General features: G+C 38.4%; 15 protein-coding genes. 9 read left to right on the top strand and 6 right to left on the bottom strand.

The window, feature by feature from the left end:
* Window positions 1–41: 41 nt before the first annotated feature.
* Together mnmH and H0173_RS13645 are read right to left on the bottom strand one after the other, a co-directional pair.
* Entirely contained in the window at window positions 42–1,103 is a 1,062-nt protein-coding gene (gene mnmH / locus H0173_RS13650; protein WP_221847074.1) for a tRNA 2-selenouridine(34) synthase MnmH, read from the bottom strand.
* 126 nt (window positions 1,104–1,229) lie between these two features.
* Window positions 1,230–1,454: a DUF1128 domain-containing protein gene (locus tag H0173_RS13645; protein WP_221847073.1), complete on the bottom strand. Its 225-nt coding sequence runs from the start codon at window positions 1,452–1,454 to the stop codon at window positions 1,230–1,232.
* Window positions 1,455–1,593: 139 nt separating this feature from the next.
* On the opposite strand from H0173_RS13645, the gene H0173_RS13640 reads away from it, so the two are divergent.
* Genes H0173_RS13640 through H0173_RS13630 form a run of 3 tightly spaced genes read left to right on the top strand, consistent with a single transcriptional unit; the run spans window position 1,594 to window position 3,276 of the window.
* Window positions 1,594–2,064, top strand: a complete 471-nt coding sequence (locus H0173_RS13640; protein WP_221847072.1) for a low molecular weight protein-tyrosine-phosphatase — start codon at window positions 1,594–1,596, stop codon at window positions 2,062–2,064.
* A 20-nt stretch (window positions 2,065–2,084) separates the two neighbouring features.
* Complete coding sequence (locus tag H0173_RS13635; protein WP_221847071.1) at window positions 2,085–2,429, top strand: YtxH domain-containing protein; 345 nt, start codon at window positions 2,085–2,087, stop codon at window positions 2,427–2,429.
* A 22-nt stretch (window positions 2,430–2,451) separates the two neighbouring features.
* Window positions 2,452–3,276 (top strand): YihY/virulence factor BrkB family protein, encoded by an 825-nt coding sequence (locus H0173_RS13630; RefSeq protein WP_221847070.1) that lies wholly within the window; start codon window positions 2,452–2,454, stop codon window positions 3,274–3,276.
* A gap of 234 nt (window positions 3,277–3,510) precedes the next feature.
* Here H0173_RS13630 and H0173_RS13625 read toward each other — a convergent pair whose 3' ends face one another.
* Together H0173_RS13625 and H0173_RS13620 are read right to left on the bottom strand one after the other, a co-directional pair.
* Window positions 3,511–5,433, bottom strand: a complete 1,923-nt coding sequence (locus H0173_RS13625; RefSeq protein ID WP_221847069.1) for a heavy metal translocating P-type ATPase — start codon at window positions 5,431–5,433, stop codon at window positions 3,511–3,513.
* A gap of 239 nt (window positions 5,434–5,672) precedes the next feature.
* Complete coding sequence (locus H0173_RS13620; protein ID WP_221847068.1) at window positions 5,673–6,854, bottom strand: MFS transporter; 1,182 nt, start codon at window positions 6,852–6,854, stop codon at window positions 5,673–5,675.
* Window positions 6,855–7,133: 279 nt separating this feature from the next.
* Here H0173_RS13620 and cax point away from each other — a divergent pair, with 279 nt between their 5' ends.
* On the top strand, window positions 7,134–8,192 hold the full coding sequence (gene cax, locus H0173_RS13615) for a calcium/proton exchanger (protein ID WP_221847067.1): 1,059 nt from the start codon (window positions 7,134–7,136) through the stop codon (window positions 8,190–8,192).
* Window positions 8,193–8,572: 380 nt separating this feature from the next.
* The gene (locus H0173_RS13610; protein WP_221847066.1) at window positions 8,573–9,391 is read left to right on the top strand and encodes a YfkD famly protein; all 819 of its coding nucleotides are present in this window, start codon (window positions 8,573–8,575) and stop codon (window positions 9,389–9,391) included.
* Window positions 9,392–9,416: 25 nt separating this feature from the next.
* Here the strand turns inward: H0173_RS13610 and yfkAB are convergent, their stop codons facing one another.
* Entirely contained in the window at window positions 9,417–10,541 is a 1,125-nt protein-coding gene (yfkAB, locus tag H0173_RS13605) for a radical SAM/CxCxxxxC motif protein YfkAB (protein ID WP_221847065.1), read from the bottom strand.
* A 224-nt stretch (window positions 10,542–10,765) separates the two neighbouring features.
* On the opposite strand from yfkAB, the gene nhaC reads away from it, so the two are divergent.
* Window positions 10,766–12,190 carry a Na+/H+ antiporter NhaC gene (nhaC, locus tag H0173_RS13600; RefSeq protein WP_221847064.1) on the top strand — a complete coding sequence of 475 codons (1,425 nt, stop codon included), beginning with the start codon at window positions 10,766–10,768 and terminating at the stop codon, window positions 12,188–12,190.
* A 45-nt stretch (window positions 12,191–12,235) separates the two neighbouring features.
* On the opposite strand, the gene H0173_RS13595 is transcribed toward nhaC, so the two are convergent.
* Window positions 12,236–13,504 carry a helix-turn-helix domain-containing protein gene (locus H0173_RS13595; protein WP_221847063.1) on the bottom strand — a complete coding sequence of 423 codons (1,269 nt, stop codon included), beginning with the start codon at window positions 13,502–13,504 and terminating at the stop codon, window positions 12,236–12,238.
* A 104-nt stretch (window positions 13,505–13,608) separates the two neighbouring features.
* On the opposite strand from H0173_RS13595, the gene H0173_RS13590 reads away from it, so the two are divergent.
* From H0173_RS13590 to H0173_RS13580, 3 genes are all read left to right on the top strand, one after another.
* Window positions 13,609–14,718 carry a mandelate racemase/muconate lactonizing enzyme family protein gene (locus H0173_RS13590; protein WP_221847062.1) on the top strand — a complete coding sequence of 370 codons (1,110 nt, stop codon included), beginning with the start codon at window positions 13,609–13,611 and terminating at the stop codon, window positions 14,716–14,718.
* A gap of 13 nt (window positions 14,719–14,731) precedes the next feature.
* On the top strand, window positions 14,732–15,433 hold the full coding sequence (locus H0173_RS13585) for a GNAT family N-acetyltransferase (protein ID WP_221847061.1): 702 nt from the start codon (window positions 14,732–14,734) through the stop codon (window positions 15,431–15,433).
* Window positions 15,434–15,552: 119 nt separating this feature from the next.
* Complete coding sequence (locus H0173_RS13580) at window positions 15,553–15,735, top strand: SE1561 family protein (protein ID WP_221847060.1); 183 nt, start codon at window positions 15,553–15,555, stop codon at window positions 15,733–15,735.
* Window positions 15,736–16,097: the final 362 nt, after the last annotated feature.

The raw sequence follows: 16,097 nt of genomic DNA, 5'->3' as shown, positions 1-16,097 counted from the left end.
TCCGATTATAGAAATATTCTGTGGAAAATCAAAAAGTGCTCTTATTGCTTCATGAGAGCACTTTTTGATTCCAAAAACTGCAAAATTTCTTCAACTGCTTTATCAGGATCCTCGGCATCAAAATGGTGAAAAGCCCCTTCGTATTCAAGCTGCTTATGCGCATAACGCGGATCATAATAATCTTCAAGCAAAATTTGAATCACTAATTTATAATCTTGATTTAATGCTGCCCCATTAAGTGATGCGACAAGTTCTTGATCCTTCATTCGTTTATAAATAATGGATAAACGTTCAAGAACTTTATCATGAAACCACTGTTCTTGAATATACGGCTCGACATAATCACGGTAAATGCGCTCAATCCGTGAAGTTAATGATGCCTGCAAATTAATATTATATCCATGATGCTTAACGTCTAGTAATTCATCAGGCTGAACTACTTTTCCGATCCGTTTGCTTTCGGCCTCAACGAAGAAAAAAGGAGAATCTTTTATTTCTATTAATGCTTGAAAAAGCAAGGAATCAAAGTTTTTTTGATTATTCCCTTCGAACAATCCTAAGGTACCGAAAATGGAGCCTCGGTGTCCTGCACAAGCCTCCAAGTCAATAACAGGCATGCCCTTTTCTTTTAATTTTTCCAGCACTTCTGTTTTTCCAACGCCAGTCATTCCGTGTATAGAAATAGCTTTCGACGGAATTAAACGAGGAATTTCCTCTAAAATATACTGCCGATAGGCTCTATATCCGCCAATTAAGCGTGGAACAGATATGCCAGCGAATGATAAAAAGGTAGCAACTGATTTACTGCGCATTCCGCCTCTCCAGCAGTATATTACCGGATGTTTGCCTTCGTCATGCAGGGCTTTAACTTGTCCTAAAATGGAAGGAAGTTTAGGGGATACAATTTCCATTGCTCGCCATTTTGCAATATCAGCGCCTTCCTGTTTATAGATCGTTCCGATCAAGGCACGTTCTTCATTTGTAAATAATGGGATATTAACCGCTCCAGGAATGCTGAACTCGTCATATTCACCAGGCGATCTGACATCAACCGGAACAGAGTCTTTTAACTCAAGAAGCTGTTCAACACTGATTTCTCTCATTTTCTTTTCCTCCGAGTCTGCATCTATCAAAATTATTTTATCCATTATTCAATACATTGAAAAGGGATTGTAAAATATTACAAATGATATCCGGAAAATAAAATAGCAGCCAAAGCGGCTGCATTTTTATTTTTTTCTTAAATTTCCAAGTTCTTCAGCTAGTGCTTGCATTTCATTTGGACTGAAATTGTTCTTTTTCATAACAAGGTCATAAATATCCTTTAGTTCTTCATACATTTCTTCATCAAAATGTGATGGTTTGATAGCGCCAAAGTTTAACACCTTCAGCTTTTCTTTAATTTTTTCAATCATGAACTCTACGTTCTCTACTGATTTCTGTGCTAAGTCCATCCGAATTCCTCCCCTAATCATATCTCCGTTTTCATTCGTAAGTATTCCCATCTTTCCATGTTACGAATGAAAAGTCAATAATATAAGTTGCACAACAATAGATTTTGAAAGAAAATGTTGTCAAGGAGGTTGTCTTAAAATGATAAACGTATTATTTGTTTGTTTAGGGAATATTTGCCGATCCCCTATGGCTGAAGCGATGTTTCGGGACCTTGTAAAAAGGGAAGGGTTAGAACAGACCGTTACCGTTGACTCTGCCGGAACTGGAGATTGGCATATTGGAGAGCCGCCTCATGAAGGGACAAGGAACATCTTAAAGAAACATAATATTTCTGTGGATGGGCTGAAGGCTAGGCAGATAAAGAGTGATGACTTTCAGGATTTTCAATATATTGTGGCGATGGATGCATCGAATGTACAGAATATCGAAAAGCTGAACAAGATAAATTCGAATGCACGGGTAATCAAACTGCTCGATTTAGTATCAGAAGCAGCCGACAAGAATGTTCCTGATCCATATTATACTGGGAACTTTGAAGAAGTGTACAAGCTTGTTAAAAAAGGCTGTGAACAATTGTTAAAAGAGATTCGCAAAGCCCATAATATATAAGAAAGTGAGAGTGGTTACAAATGGGGAAATCGTTATTTTTAAAAGGGGTTTTTTATGGAGCACTTGCAGGTGGGGCATTAAGTCTGCTTGACAAAACAACTAGAGAATCTGTGGCTGCTAACTGCAAAAAGGCTACAAAACAAATTACTTACTATGTTAAGAATCCTGATGAAGTCATCAGTCAAATTCAGGATATGACTGAAAAAGTTCAATCGACATATGAGCAGGTTAGCTCGGAAGTGTCCTTTATTATGGAAAAAGTTGATGAATTAAAGGATTCAACAGCTGAGGTTGTGGAGCTTGTAGAAGAAACAAAAGAGGCATTTTTTGAAAAGGAAGAAGAGAGTGCTGCTCCTATTCATTAAAAAATACTTGTGAGGTGATGGGATGGGACTAACCTTTTCGAATTTGTTTTCGCAGTTAAAGAGGAGAGTTGTGGAGGATGATTTATTTGGACTAGCAGCTCAGCTTGCTTATTTCTTCCTCTTGTCTCTCTTTCCTTTACTTCTATTTGTAATTTCACTGCTTCCTTATTTGCCAATTACCCAAGAGGATATAATCGGTGTTATTCGTGATTTTGCGCCGAAAGAAACCATTCAATTAATCGAGACAAACTTAAATGAACTGACAAATAAGAATGTGAAATTGCTTTCCTTTGGAATTATCGCAACCATTTGGTCAGCGTCGAACGGGATTAATGCGATTGTTCGTGCTTTTAATAAGGCGTATGAGGTGAAGGAAAGCCGATCATTTATTGTCGCTAGAGGAATGGCTATTCTTTTTACCTTTGCGATGATTTTTGTCTTTATCGTCGCTTTATTGCTCCCGGTATTCGGGAAAATCATCGGCAGTTATTTATTTGCCAAGCTTGGATTATCTGATGAGTTTATGACAATATGGAATACACTACGGTGGCTGTTAAGTTCGATTATTTTGTTCATTGTCTTTACCGGGATATATTGGATTGCTCCGAACACTAAATTAAAATGCATTACCGTAGTGCCAGGTGCCATTTTTGCAACAGTGGGCTGGGAGCTTTCATCCTTGGCTTTTTCATTTTATGTCACGAATTTCGGAAATTACTCAGCTACTTATGGCAGCATTGGTGCGATTATTGTTCTCATGTTTTGGTTCTACATGACGGGCATCATTATCATCCTTGGTGGGGAAATAAATGCTGTATACAGCAAATATAAAAAGGAAGGCTGTTAAAAAAATACTGCTATAAGTTTCCTTCATAAAAGGCCCGCTTTATCAAAGAATAAGACAGGGGAAATACATTTTTGTATTTAAAGGAGGCTTATGCAAATGTCGAAGAAATCGAAGAAAGATGGCGGAACAAAGCAAAAAGGAAAAAACAAACCAAACCAAAAAACTTCAGGTTCGGCTAACGGACAGAATGGATATCACTAATAAAATCCCGGGGACAGCCCCGGGATTTTCACTTTATGATTTCAGCAGCCTTAAGCTGTTCAAAATAACTAATATCGTACTTCCTTCATGCGCAATAACCCCAAATGGCAAGTCAACAAATTGCATGAAGTTAGAGGCGATTAAAAGCATGATAACCGATATAGAAAAAATTACGTTTTGCTTAATGACACGATTCATTTTCCTTGAAAGATTAATTGCTTCTGGAATACGCGGAAGATCGTTCTTCATTAGAATCATATCTGCTGTTTCAAGAGCAACATCCGTGCCTTCTCCCATGGCAATACCAACATTGGCTGTGGCTAATGCAGGAGCATCATTAATTCCATCTCCTACCATCCCAACCGTACCAAACTTTTCTTGCAACTTCTTCAGATGCTCTACCTTATTTTCAGGCAGGCATTCAGCAATATAATCGTCCACATGGGAATCTTTTGCGATGGCCATACCCGTATTTTGGCTATCACCTGTGAGCATGATCGTATAAATGCCTTGTTCTTTTAATTGGTCAATCGCATTTCTGGTTTCTTCACGAACAACATCCTGAAGAGCAATAATGGCCGCAATTTGCCCTGCTTTTTCTACAAAAACAACTGTCTTTCCTTCACTTGCCATTCTTGTAGCTGCACCCTCAGCAAAGCGTTTTGCAGATTCAGAGCCCACGAAAGCTGCTTTCCCTATTTTCCACTCTTCTCCATCAAAGAAAGCTTTAACACCCCAGCCTGATACATCCTCAATGCTTTCTGGATTCAGAAGGGACTCTGCCAACTCATTTTTTGCATATTGAACAATGGCATTTGCTAACGGATGAGTGGAGTGACTCTCAATAGAGGCAGCCTTTAATAAAATGTCTGATTTAGAAAGCCATTCAGCTACAATCATATCTGTTACTTCTGGTTTGCCTTTCGTAAGTGTACCTGTCTTATCGAAAGCAATTGCCTTTAAATGGCTTAGATTTTCTAAATGAACGCCGCCTTTAAATAGGATGCCATGTCTTGCACCATTTGATATAGCAGACAAAGTCGCTGGCATTATCGATGCAACTAAGGCGCATGGTGAAGCAACAACGAGTAAAATCATAGCCCGGTAAAACGTTTCAGTCCAGCTCCATCCTAATAGGAAGTGGGGCACAAACATCATAAGAACAACAATGGCCAAAACAACCTTAACATAGGTGCCTTCAAAGCGCTCTATGAACAGCTGGGAAGGCGATTTCTCACTCTGAGCTGATTGAACAAGCTGAATGATTTTTTGAAAGAGTGTTTCACTGTTCGGCTTTGTAATTTGAACAGTAATGGATCCGTTTAAGTTGACTGTTCCTGCATAAACAGCATCATCATATCCTTTTCCAACTGGAATGGACTCTCCCGTAATGGCAGATTCATCAATGGTAGAATGCCCCTTAATAATTTTTCCATCGGAAGGGACTCTTTCTCCTGGCTTTACTAAAATAAGGTCACCTATTTGGAGTTGGGATACATGGACTTTTTCTTCTATTTCATCATTAATACGTAAAGCTTCCTCAGGCTGAAGCTCCATTAAAGCAGATATTTCCTTGTGACTTTTATTCATCGTATACGTTTCTAGTGCACCACTGACAGCAAAAATAAAAATTAGGATGGCGCCTTCCGTCCAGTAGCCAATAATGGCAGATCCGATTGCAGCAAACACCATCAGCATTTCTACATTTAATTCCTTATTAGCAATTGTTTCCTCGATTCCTTCTTTTGCTTTCGCATAACCCCCGATCAAAAATGCTAAGATGTATGCAGTAACAGAAGGGGTATCAAGCTCATTTTTAGATAAAATCCAACCAACGGCAATGAGAACACCACTTAACAGAGCAGCCATTAACTCAGCATGCGGCTTGAGCTTTTGAAGAAAGCCCTCATGTTCTTGATTTTCACTTTTCAATAATGCTTTAGCTTCAGTACTCATTTTTTTCCTCCCCTTATTGATAGTAATTTTCAATTAACTTTTTCTAATTGAGAAAAATAATCACAATCATTACCCGTAAAAAACAACGAAAGCTGCCGCCTTGGAAGGCGACAGCAAAAAATAAGTAGTAAAGTAGTGTTGTATTTTAATGTTATTCATAGTTTACTACACAGGTTATAAATTGAAAAGGGGGATATTGAGGTTTTTTATAATTATTATTAATTTATTATAATTTTATTTCATGAAAACGATTCCTTGTTTGATGTTACCTGTTTCTGGCCAAAAATTACTACAGTCAAGAATATCAGGAATAGCATCATGCTTATAATATTAAAAAAGCTAACCGATTTAAAATGCTGAATGAATACTCCGCCAAAATAAGGGCCAGTTAGGCTTCCAATGCTGAATGCGACCCCACAAAGCAAATTACCAGCAGGCAGCATATTTCTTGGCAATAAATCTGCCATATAGCTGATGCCTAAGGAAAAAGTCGATCCGACAAACATACCAGCAACAAAAAGGCACATAACTAAGGCGATCAGCCATTCCTCTAAAAAACTTGCTGCTGCAAAGCTTAAGCCACCAGTTAGAAGAATGAACATTAATATATTCTTTCTACCATGCTTATCACTTAATATTCCTAAAGGTAATTGAAAAACAATTCCGCCAATGGCAAACGCACTCAAAAGAAGAGATACACTAGAAACCTCTAATCCGATGCGTAACCCATAAACTGGGAAACTTCCATTTAATGAAGATTCCAGGAATCCATAGCCAAAGGCAGGGAGAAAGGAGACCCAGCCAAATTTCAAGGCAGTTGAAAATCTTTTCATAGTATCTCGAAATGAATTAACTGCAATTGTTTGTTCAGGGAATTCATTTTTTAATGTCCATAAGAAAAACCAGGCAATTAGACATAATCCCGATGAAAGAATAAATGGAAGAGATTCATTCACCTTTACAAGCGGCGCCATTAAGGGGCCAACCCCAAATCCAACTCCATAAAAGAGCCCGTATAAAGATATATTTCTGCCTCTTTTATGATCCGGTGAAAAAGTAGTTATCCATGTTTGTGTACCAAAATGCAGGGCGTGATCGCCAATTCCAATCAATAACCGCAATAAAAACCAAAACCAGAAGCTTTTCCAGAGCGGGAAAAGGAAAAGCGATAGGACAACAAGCAATCCGCCATAGACGATGACTGGTTTAAATCCATATTTGCGGAGCGGATACTCCATAAAGGGAGTTACAAGCAGGATGCCAATATATAATCCTGTTGCATGAAGTCCATTTAAGCTGGAAGAAATGCCATCGTTTTCAAAAATGATGGCGATTAACGGAAGGAGCATACCTTGGCTAAAGCCTGAAATGGCCACAATACTAACTAAAATCCAAAAACGTACATTTTCAATTTTTTTCATTTCCATTACCTCTGCTGTGAACAATTTGTAAGTAAACGTCTTTTCTATAAATCCTAACAAGCAATGAGAATTGTTGGCAAGAGAAATTATTTTTTCTTACCTAGAGCGAAGTGCGATCAGATTTCTGAGAAACGGTTAAAAAAGAGTAGCAAACCTCATTTGAGCGAAAAAACCCCACTATGAAATGAATGTATTGAAGAGGAAAGAGGCACACTATGCTTCATAAAATATCGGAATGTTAGATAGATTGTTTTTTGAATGGAAGGTGGTTTAAATAGGATGAACAAAGTATTCTCGGCGCTCGTTTTTATTGGTGTGCCCATTTCTGTAATCGGTACAATTATGCATTGGCCAAGTGTTATATTATTTATCATTTATTGCCTTACGATAATTGCATTAGCAAGCTTTATGGGGAGAGCAACAGAGAGTTTGGCGATTGTTGCTGGTCCAAGAATTGGCGGCTTGCTGAATGCAACCTTTGGAAATGCGGTTGAATTAATTATTTCTATTTTTGCACTAAGGGAAGGTTTAATTGGGGTCGTTCTGGCATCCTTAACGGGGTCTGTGCTTGGAAATCTCCTTTTAGTTGCGGGCTTATCGTTTTTTATTGGCGGTCTAAAATACAAACGCCAAACGTTCAATGTATATGATGCAAGACATAATTCAGGTTTGCTAATGTTTGGGGTTATTGTTGCTTTTGTGATTCCTGAAATTTTTTCAAAAAACATGTCAGAGAGTGATACGCTTAGTTTCAGTGTTGGCATATCTATTATTTTAATTGTTTTATATTTAGCGGCGTTGTTCTTTAAGCTCGTTACACATCGTGGAGTTTATCAAACTGATTATGTAAAAGAAGATCAACATGGGGATGAAGAGCCTGAGTGGGGGAAAGGTAAATCTTTGGTAATCCTTGCGTTGGCAACGGTGGCTGTCGCGTATGTATCGGAAAATCTAGTCCATACCTTTCAAGCTGTTGGGGAAGCATTTGGCTGGACGGAATTATTTATTGGGGTTGTGATTGTTGCCATCGTCGGTAACGCAGCAGAGCATGCTTCAGCGATCATTATGGCTTTTAAGAATAAAATGGACATTACTGTGGAAATTGCAGTCGGTTCCACGCTGCAAGTGGCTATGTTTGTAGCTCCACTGCTTGTGCTTATCTCCTTAATGTTTCCTGTTTCCATGCCTTTAGTGTTTACGCTGCCAGAACTAATCACTATGGTGACAGCAGCACTATTAATGATTATTATTTCAAATGATGGAGAAACAAACTGGTTTGAAGGAGCAACATTACTTGCAGCTTATTTAATTATGGGAATTGGATTTTACTTATTATAAGGACAAAAACGACTCTGAATTGCTTCAGAGTCGTTCAAATTCCTATTAGACTTTAAATAAAGGATTGTAAATCTACTCGCTCTTTAGGCATTTATCACCAGCCTTTTCAAAGTTACTGGACCATGAAAACCTTTCGGAATGATGATGCTTTAATAAATTGCCATCCTCCTTTACAGTAGCGAATCGACTTAGCTGCCCTCCTTTTTAGTTGAAAGTAAGTTTATTATACACTGATGATTGATATTTGTAAATATTCCGATTATTAAAATTATATTACATTTCTAACAAAAAAATTTTTTTCTAAATGGATAATATAATTACTCTCCGAAAAAACTATAAACAAATCGAAAGAGATAGTGATTTTGAAAGGAGTTCGCAACATGAAAAAGTACATATCCATCTTCCTTACAGCTATAATATTTTTGCTATCTTTCCAGCATGATGCTTTAGCCCAAACAGATGAGAAAAAAGCGGTTGAAGCAAAGAAATTGATTAATGTGCCTAATTCTGTGTTAACCATTACAAAGGAAAACACATATCCGAATCCGACTCAAGATATGCCGACACTGCAGCCAAGTGAATTAACTCAAAGTCTGCTTGAAACGTCTAAAGTCAAAATTGAAAACCCGGATTTAATTCGGATGTTAAATGAAACGACTGTGAACAGCACCCCATTTGCTTTTGGATATAGGGCGATTATCTACTTGGGGCAGTGGCCATTAAATTACGAGTCAACCGAAACATCACCGAACTGGGAATATCAAAGAATCAACACGAATTATTTTGACAACCGTGGCGGAAATGCACCATATCAAATTCACTATGTGCAAGAAGCACAGAAAATAGTTAGAGGCGGCCTCACAGCCAAGGTGCCAAATACAGAAGATGTCAAAAAAATGATGCTTTTAAAGGCAATGCAAAAATCAGGACTTCCGCTTGCGTTTGAGACGATCGTTGGAGCAGGCACGAAAAAGGATAATAAATACAATATTCCTCCGAGACGATTAGGCTACCTTTATGCATACGCACCAGCCGTTAATGAAAAAGGGAAGGTTACTTATGGTGAAGTTTATTTAATGCTTAAAGGAAATAAAAAAATGATCATTATTAAAAATGTAACTTCACAAGGAGTAGGTGCATGGATTCCACTTCAAGATCATGTGTCATTTGGATTCTTTGCTTCAGAACGGCCTAGGTAAAATAAACAAAAACTAACTCAGCGTCTTAAGCTTGAGTTAGTTTTGTTTTTAATCCAGTAAAATCAATATCCTGATAATAACTATTCTTAACAAGTACATTCGGTCCAAGGCAACGGACTGCTGGACAATGGCAATTTAAAGACTGTGCTAAGCAAGACCCTAGCCACTTTTTAAAAATATCTGGAAGACGGTCAGTTTGCACGTTTCCAAGTGCCGGTGTATCCCCGAAATCCGTCACAATAACATCTCCTGTAAAAATATTAATATTTAAGCGGGAGCGGCCATCCGGGTCATTACGAACCGTCACATTTTTAGCGGAATATAATCGTTTCAGCAATTCTAAATCCTTTTCATTGGAACTGCATGGATAAAATGGCAATGTTCCAAATAGCATCCAAGTATTTTCATCACGAATGTCCAACAGATGATGTATGGCTTCGCGAATCTCTTCCAAGGATAAAGTTTCTAAATTGGAAGCAAAATCTGATGGGTACATAGGATGAATTTCATGTCGCTGACATTTCATTTCTTCAACGATTTGTTTATGTATTTTTTCTAAATATGGCAGAGTTCGTTTATTCAGCATCGTTTCAGCTGAAACAATGACACCAGCTTTCACAAGCTCCCGGCTATTGTCAATCATTCTTGTAAAGAGCTTTTCCCTTTGCTCATAAGTTGGCTTTCGCTCCATCATCGCAAAGCCGCCCTCAACAAATTCTTTCACTGTTCCCCAATTGTGTGAAATATGCAGAACGTTTAAGAAAGGGATAATGGCTTCGTATTGAGACAATTCAAGTGTTAGATTTGAATTTATCTGAGTCTTAATACCACGGTTATGTGCATACCGAAGCAAAGGAGCGACATATTCTTCAACGGACTTTTTTGATAGCATCGGTTCTCCGCCTGTTATGCTCAATGCCCTTAAGTGCGGAACCTCCTCAAGTCTCTTCAGCAATAAATCAATTGGCAATCCATCCGGATCCTTTGGCTTCAGCTTATAGCCAACTGCACAGTGCTCACAGCGCATATTGCAAAGTACGGTTGTCGTAAATTCAATGTTAGATAGGGTAAGCTTTCCGAATTCTTCAATATCCCGATAAGCCTCCCATTGGTCTTTTTCAGGTATTACCTGCAAAATATCAGAAATCATTGTGCTCTCCTTTAAAATTAATTCCTTTCTCATTTTAGAATAAAGAGTCTTTACATTAAAGATAATCGCAAATTTTGAATGAATAATTATTTTTTTTGAAAAAAATAAATTGACGGAATCGTTTAGACAGTTTATTATAACCCTATTAGCGACTATTTAACGACAATTATAAAAAGTCGAAAAACAGGTTTTGTTTGAAAAATACAACAAAGGGGAAATGTACGATGCAAAAAAAGGAGATGACTTTTGGGCTTGCGATTATCCCGCTTGCGGTGATGATTGCAGTTATGGCAGTAACAGTAATTATCCTTGAAGAGGGGCCGCATATTCCGCTAATTGTAGGGACATCAGTTGCTGCCATTGTAGCATGGCGTGCAGGGTATAAGTGGAATGATATTGAAGAAGCGATGTATAAGGGGATCCGCTTGGCATTGCCTGCAGTAGTTATTATTATGCTAGTTGGATTAACGATTGGTGCTTGGATTGGCGGCGGAATCGTTGCGACGATGATTTATTACGGATTAAAAATTATTACACCGTCTCTATTCCTTGTGGCGATCTGTGTTATTTGCTGTATTGTATCACTCGCAATCGGAAGCTCCTGGTCTACAATGGGCACAATTGGAGTTGCAGGTATGGGAATTGGTTTAAGTATGGGAATTCCTGCTCCAATGATTGCAGGTGCGATCATTTCTGGCGCATACTTTGGCGATAAAATGTCACCGCTTTCAGATACAACGAACTTAGCAGCAGGATTAACAGATACGGATTTATTTGTTCATATTAAGCATATGTTTTACACAACGATCCCTGGTATCGTTATTGCCTTAACAACGTACGCCATTATGGGAAGAAAATTTGCAGGCGGTGCAATGGACACTCAAAGCATTGATCAAACAATTCAGGTTCTGCAAGACAGCTTTGTGATTTCACCGTTCCTATTAATAATTCCTGTTCTCGTTATTGTGCTTGTTGCTAAAAAGGTACCAGCAATTCCGGCTCTTATTATTGGTATTTTACTTGGTTTCTTAGCTCAAATTTTTGTACAAGGCGGCAATGTGGCAGATGCAGTTGCTGCATTACAAAGTGGATTCGTAATTGAAACAGGCAATGAAATGGTAGACAATCTGTTCAACCGCGGTGGTTTAGATTCGATGATGTATACCGTTTCCATGACGATTGTGGCGATGACATTTGGAGGAATCTTAGAAAACACAGGCATGCTTGAAGCGATTGTAAACCAAATCTTAAAGCTTGCTAAAACCGCAAAGAGCTTGGTAGCTTCAACAGTCCTTTCATGTTTTGCAACAAATGCTTCTTGCTCAGAGCAATATATTTCAATCGTTATCCCATCACGCATGTTTGCAAAGGCTTATCGTGAAAAAGGGCTGCATTCCAAGAACTTATCACGTGCATTGGAAGATGGCGGAACATTAACTTCTGTGTTTGTTCCTTGGAATACTTGTGGTGTATTCATTCTTGGAACACTCGGTGTTCATACATTTGAATATGCTCCTTATGCAGTATTAAACTTTGTTGTTCCAATTCTATCTATTATTTTTGCCTTTACTGGATTCTCGATTGTGAAGTTGACAGATGCTGAAAAGCTTGAGCTTAAGAAGAAAGATGAGCTAGTTGTGAAGGGATAATGGGGCAAGAAAAAGGAAGGTTCATCACTGAACTTTCCTTTTTTCTTAAAAATAAATCGGGATATTAAGTTGATATAAGGAGCGTGGCCTTCCTTGCTGGTAGGTCATTTCCTCGCCGACAATATGAATATAGCCGTGGTCTGAAAGCTTTTTGATAATCCTTTCTGCTGACCGTCTGGTTACTTGAAGATAATCTGCTAAATCAGCTGAAGTGAAGTGATTCATTTGGTTGTCTTTTGCAAAGTCGATAATTTTTGAAAGATTTGCAGGGCTTAATTTGGCCTTTTGAGCAATGAGATATAAATCAGGATGATCATTGACAAGCTTTTGCTGATTATGGGTTTGTGGAAAAGGACCGAGTAAATCCTTGACCTCTGTTAAAATATAGCAGCAAATGTCATCTGGATTTTTTTCAGCAAAGCTCAATGCAATTAACGCATTTTTATCAGCGTCCTTCATTGTGGTGCCATAGCCAAAACCTGCAGCTATTTTTTGTGATTTGGAGAGTAAGTCATCAAGTACACTTGGTTTTAATGTCTCAATGTCACCTCGTGTGCTATAGAGAATAAATTGATGATCATTAAGCTGCTGAACTGTAGCATACATTTCATGTGCAAAGGCTTGAACTTTTTTCATTTGGTCTTCATCAAGGACAGTGCTAAAGGATAAATATCCTACTGCCACCTGTGAGGCTTGACTTTTCACATATTCTGCTTTTGCTTTGGCATCCTGAAGACCACGAATAAGTGCCGTTTTTGGATCTGCCATTCGAAGAGTTGGAACGCCTTTTTGAACAAGCTGATCATAAACTAAGTGAACACTCGTAATCGCTAAGTCAATTTCACCTTGCTTCCATAATGAAAGATGGAAGGAGACAAGTTGTTCGAAATCATATGGTTCTTTTTGTATAATGGCATCATAGTTAATAATATGGATGGGGCTCGTGTCAATATCAACTGCATCCAACACATTCGATACAATAGAAGAATCAAATAAATCAATTGAAATTCGATCTAGTGTAATTTTCTTATGATATAATGCAGCGAGAAGGGAAGATGCTACCGTCATTTCATCTTGAGCCATATAAACAACTGGGATTGGCAACTGTTCATGATGTTTTTTCGAAAATAGATATGGCAATGTACCGGACAGGAAAACAACATCACAAGGCTTAATCTGCTTAATGAGCTCAGATGCCTCTTGTGGTTTTTGGTAAATATAGCTTTCTAATTCAATATTAGGAACTTGGTCAGAAACAGATTGAATTCTTTCGAAGAACTCGGCAGAACTTATTACCGCAATTCTAATTTGCATTTTTCACCTCAATAGGGGGATTTTTATTTTTTTTATTAACCGACTATTTAACGACAACTATATCAAATTTTGAAGAAACTTTAAACTAAAAAGGGGAAATAATTATGAAAATTACAGCTATCCATCTACACGCTATTCATTTACCGCTTCATGTGCCTTTTGTTGTCAGCTATCATACATACAATGATATGCCTTCTGTCATTGTCAAAATCGAAACAGATGAAGGAATTGTTGGCTACGGAGAAGGTGTCGCAGATGAACATGTAACAGGGGAATCATTACAAAGCGCTTATCAAATTATTAAACATACTTTAGCTCCTGTTCTAATCGGCCAAAATCCGATGGAGATTGAGAAAATTCATGACATCATGAACAAGTCCATTTATGGTGCACCAACAGCAAAAGCGGCAATTGATATTGCTTGCTTCGATATTATGGGGAAAAAGATGGGGCAGCCTGTATACCAATTAATTGGCGGCCGTTATCATAATGAGTTCCCAATTACTCATGTATTAAGCATTGCAGAGCCTGAACTGATGGCCAATGAAGCGGCTGCTATGCTTGAACAAGGGTATCGTTCTTTTAAAATGAAGGTTGGTACAGACGTAAGAAAAGATGTTCACCGCATTGTAGCAGTTCGTGAAAAGGTTGGAGACGATATTGCTATTCGCGTTGATGTAAATCAAGGCTGGAGAAACAGTGCCAATACACTTGTTGCATTAAATCAATTGCGTGATTGCAATTTGGATTGGGTAGAACAGCCTGTAATAGCGGATGATATTGACGGGATGGTGGAAATTAATCAGAAAACGACGATTCCGCTCATGATCGATGAAGGCTTAAAAGGACAGCGAGAAATGCTTGAGATCATCCAAAAACGTGCTGCACATAAAGTAAATATTAAATTGATGAAGTGCGGCGGCATTTATCCTGCGGTGAAGCTTGCCCATCAGGCAGAGCTTGCAGGCATTGAGTGCCAAATCGGATCAATGGTTGAATCGTCAGTTGGATCCGCAGCAGGCTTCCATGTCGCTTTTTCTAAAAAAGTAATTACGAGTGTTGAATTGACTGGTCCATTGAAATTCTCAAAGGATGTTGGCAACTTACATTATGACGTTCCATTTATCCGCTTAACAGAAAAAGCGGGATTAGGTGTAGATATAAATGAAGAAGTATTAAATGAATTAACCGTTTTACATGAGGTTGTTCGCTAAGGAGAGGTGCCGGATGAAGTATATATTCGAAGGAACACTGTTTAAAAATGGAAAAGTTCAGCCATTTGTTGTTCAGCATTTAACGATGGAGGATTTGCCGAGCATCTTAAAGGTTCAAGATCAGGTTGTGGCACATCTGGATGGGCAGAAAACATTGCAGCCTCTCACGGTGGAAGAATTTCAATTTATTCTAGAAGGTAAGGGCATGATGATTGGTGCGTTTTCAAATGAACGGCTTATTGCCTTTCGAGCCTTATTAGTACCAATCATTGATGAAGAGCATCTAGGAATCGATATTGGGCTAGCAGAATCTGAGCTGCCAAAGGTCATTTACCAGGAAATTTCTAATGTGCTTCCTGAATACCGCGGAAACCAGCTGCAGAAAACACTCGCATCACTGATTATGAAGGAATTATTGAAGAGTGATCATGGCTTTCGATATGTTTGCTGTACCGTTGCGCCGTTCAATATCCCAAGCTTAAAGGATAAGTTTTCCCAAGGTATGAGAATTGCTGCGTTGAAAGAGAAATATGGCGGCAGCTTACGGTATATTTTTGTTATGGATTTAGCGGAAACTGGTGAACCAGAATGGAAAGAGAGTTTGTATATTCCAATGGAGGATACAGTGGCCCAGCAATCGAAACTTGCTGAAGGCTGGAGAGGTTTTCGAATGGAGGAACGTGATGAGGAGCTATATGTGGAATATAAACGCTAAGAGCTCCTTTTGGCCCTGCTCAAAAGTTTGCAAATTGGACATACTATAACAAAAAAACAATTTGCGAAAAGAGGAATTTTTCGGTAGGATGATAACGTAACTGAAAGGAGAGAACGTTTTTGGGCAGTCCAATTCAAGATAAAAACAACCAAGTTGATTTTCTAAAACAGCGATTAAATATGTTTATGGATTTACTCGATGCAATTGAACCAGAAGATGCAGATATTGATGATATCGATCGCTTAATTCAAATAATTGACGACATTGAATCAAAATGCCGTGAATTTAATAATCGTGACTAAAAAGAGCCAGTAGGCTCTTTTTAATTTGGCGATTTTAAAGATATTCAGCTTAAATGATCACATTTTATATAAAATTTGAGTCGAGTTGTCCGTCATAAGGCGGATGACGGTCACTCGGGGGAAAAATTCGAGTCAAACTGTCCGTCATAAGTTGGATGACGGTCACTTGGGTAAGAATACGAGTCGAGCTGTCCGTCATAAGGCGGATGACGGTCACTTGGGGGAAAAATTCGATTCAAACTGTCCGTCATAAGTTGGATGACGGTCACTTGGGTAAGAATACGAGTCGAGCTGTCCGTCATAAAGCGGATGACGGTCACTTTGGGGAAAAATTCGAGTCAAACTGTCCGTCATAAGTTGGA

Source organism: Bacillus sp. S/N-304-OC-R1, assembly GCF_019749375.1.
Classification (GTDB): Bacteria; Bacillota; Bacilli; order Bacillales; family Cytobacillaceae; genus Cytobacillus.
This window is presented reverse-complemented; position numbering and strand designations above follow the sequence as displayed.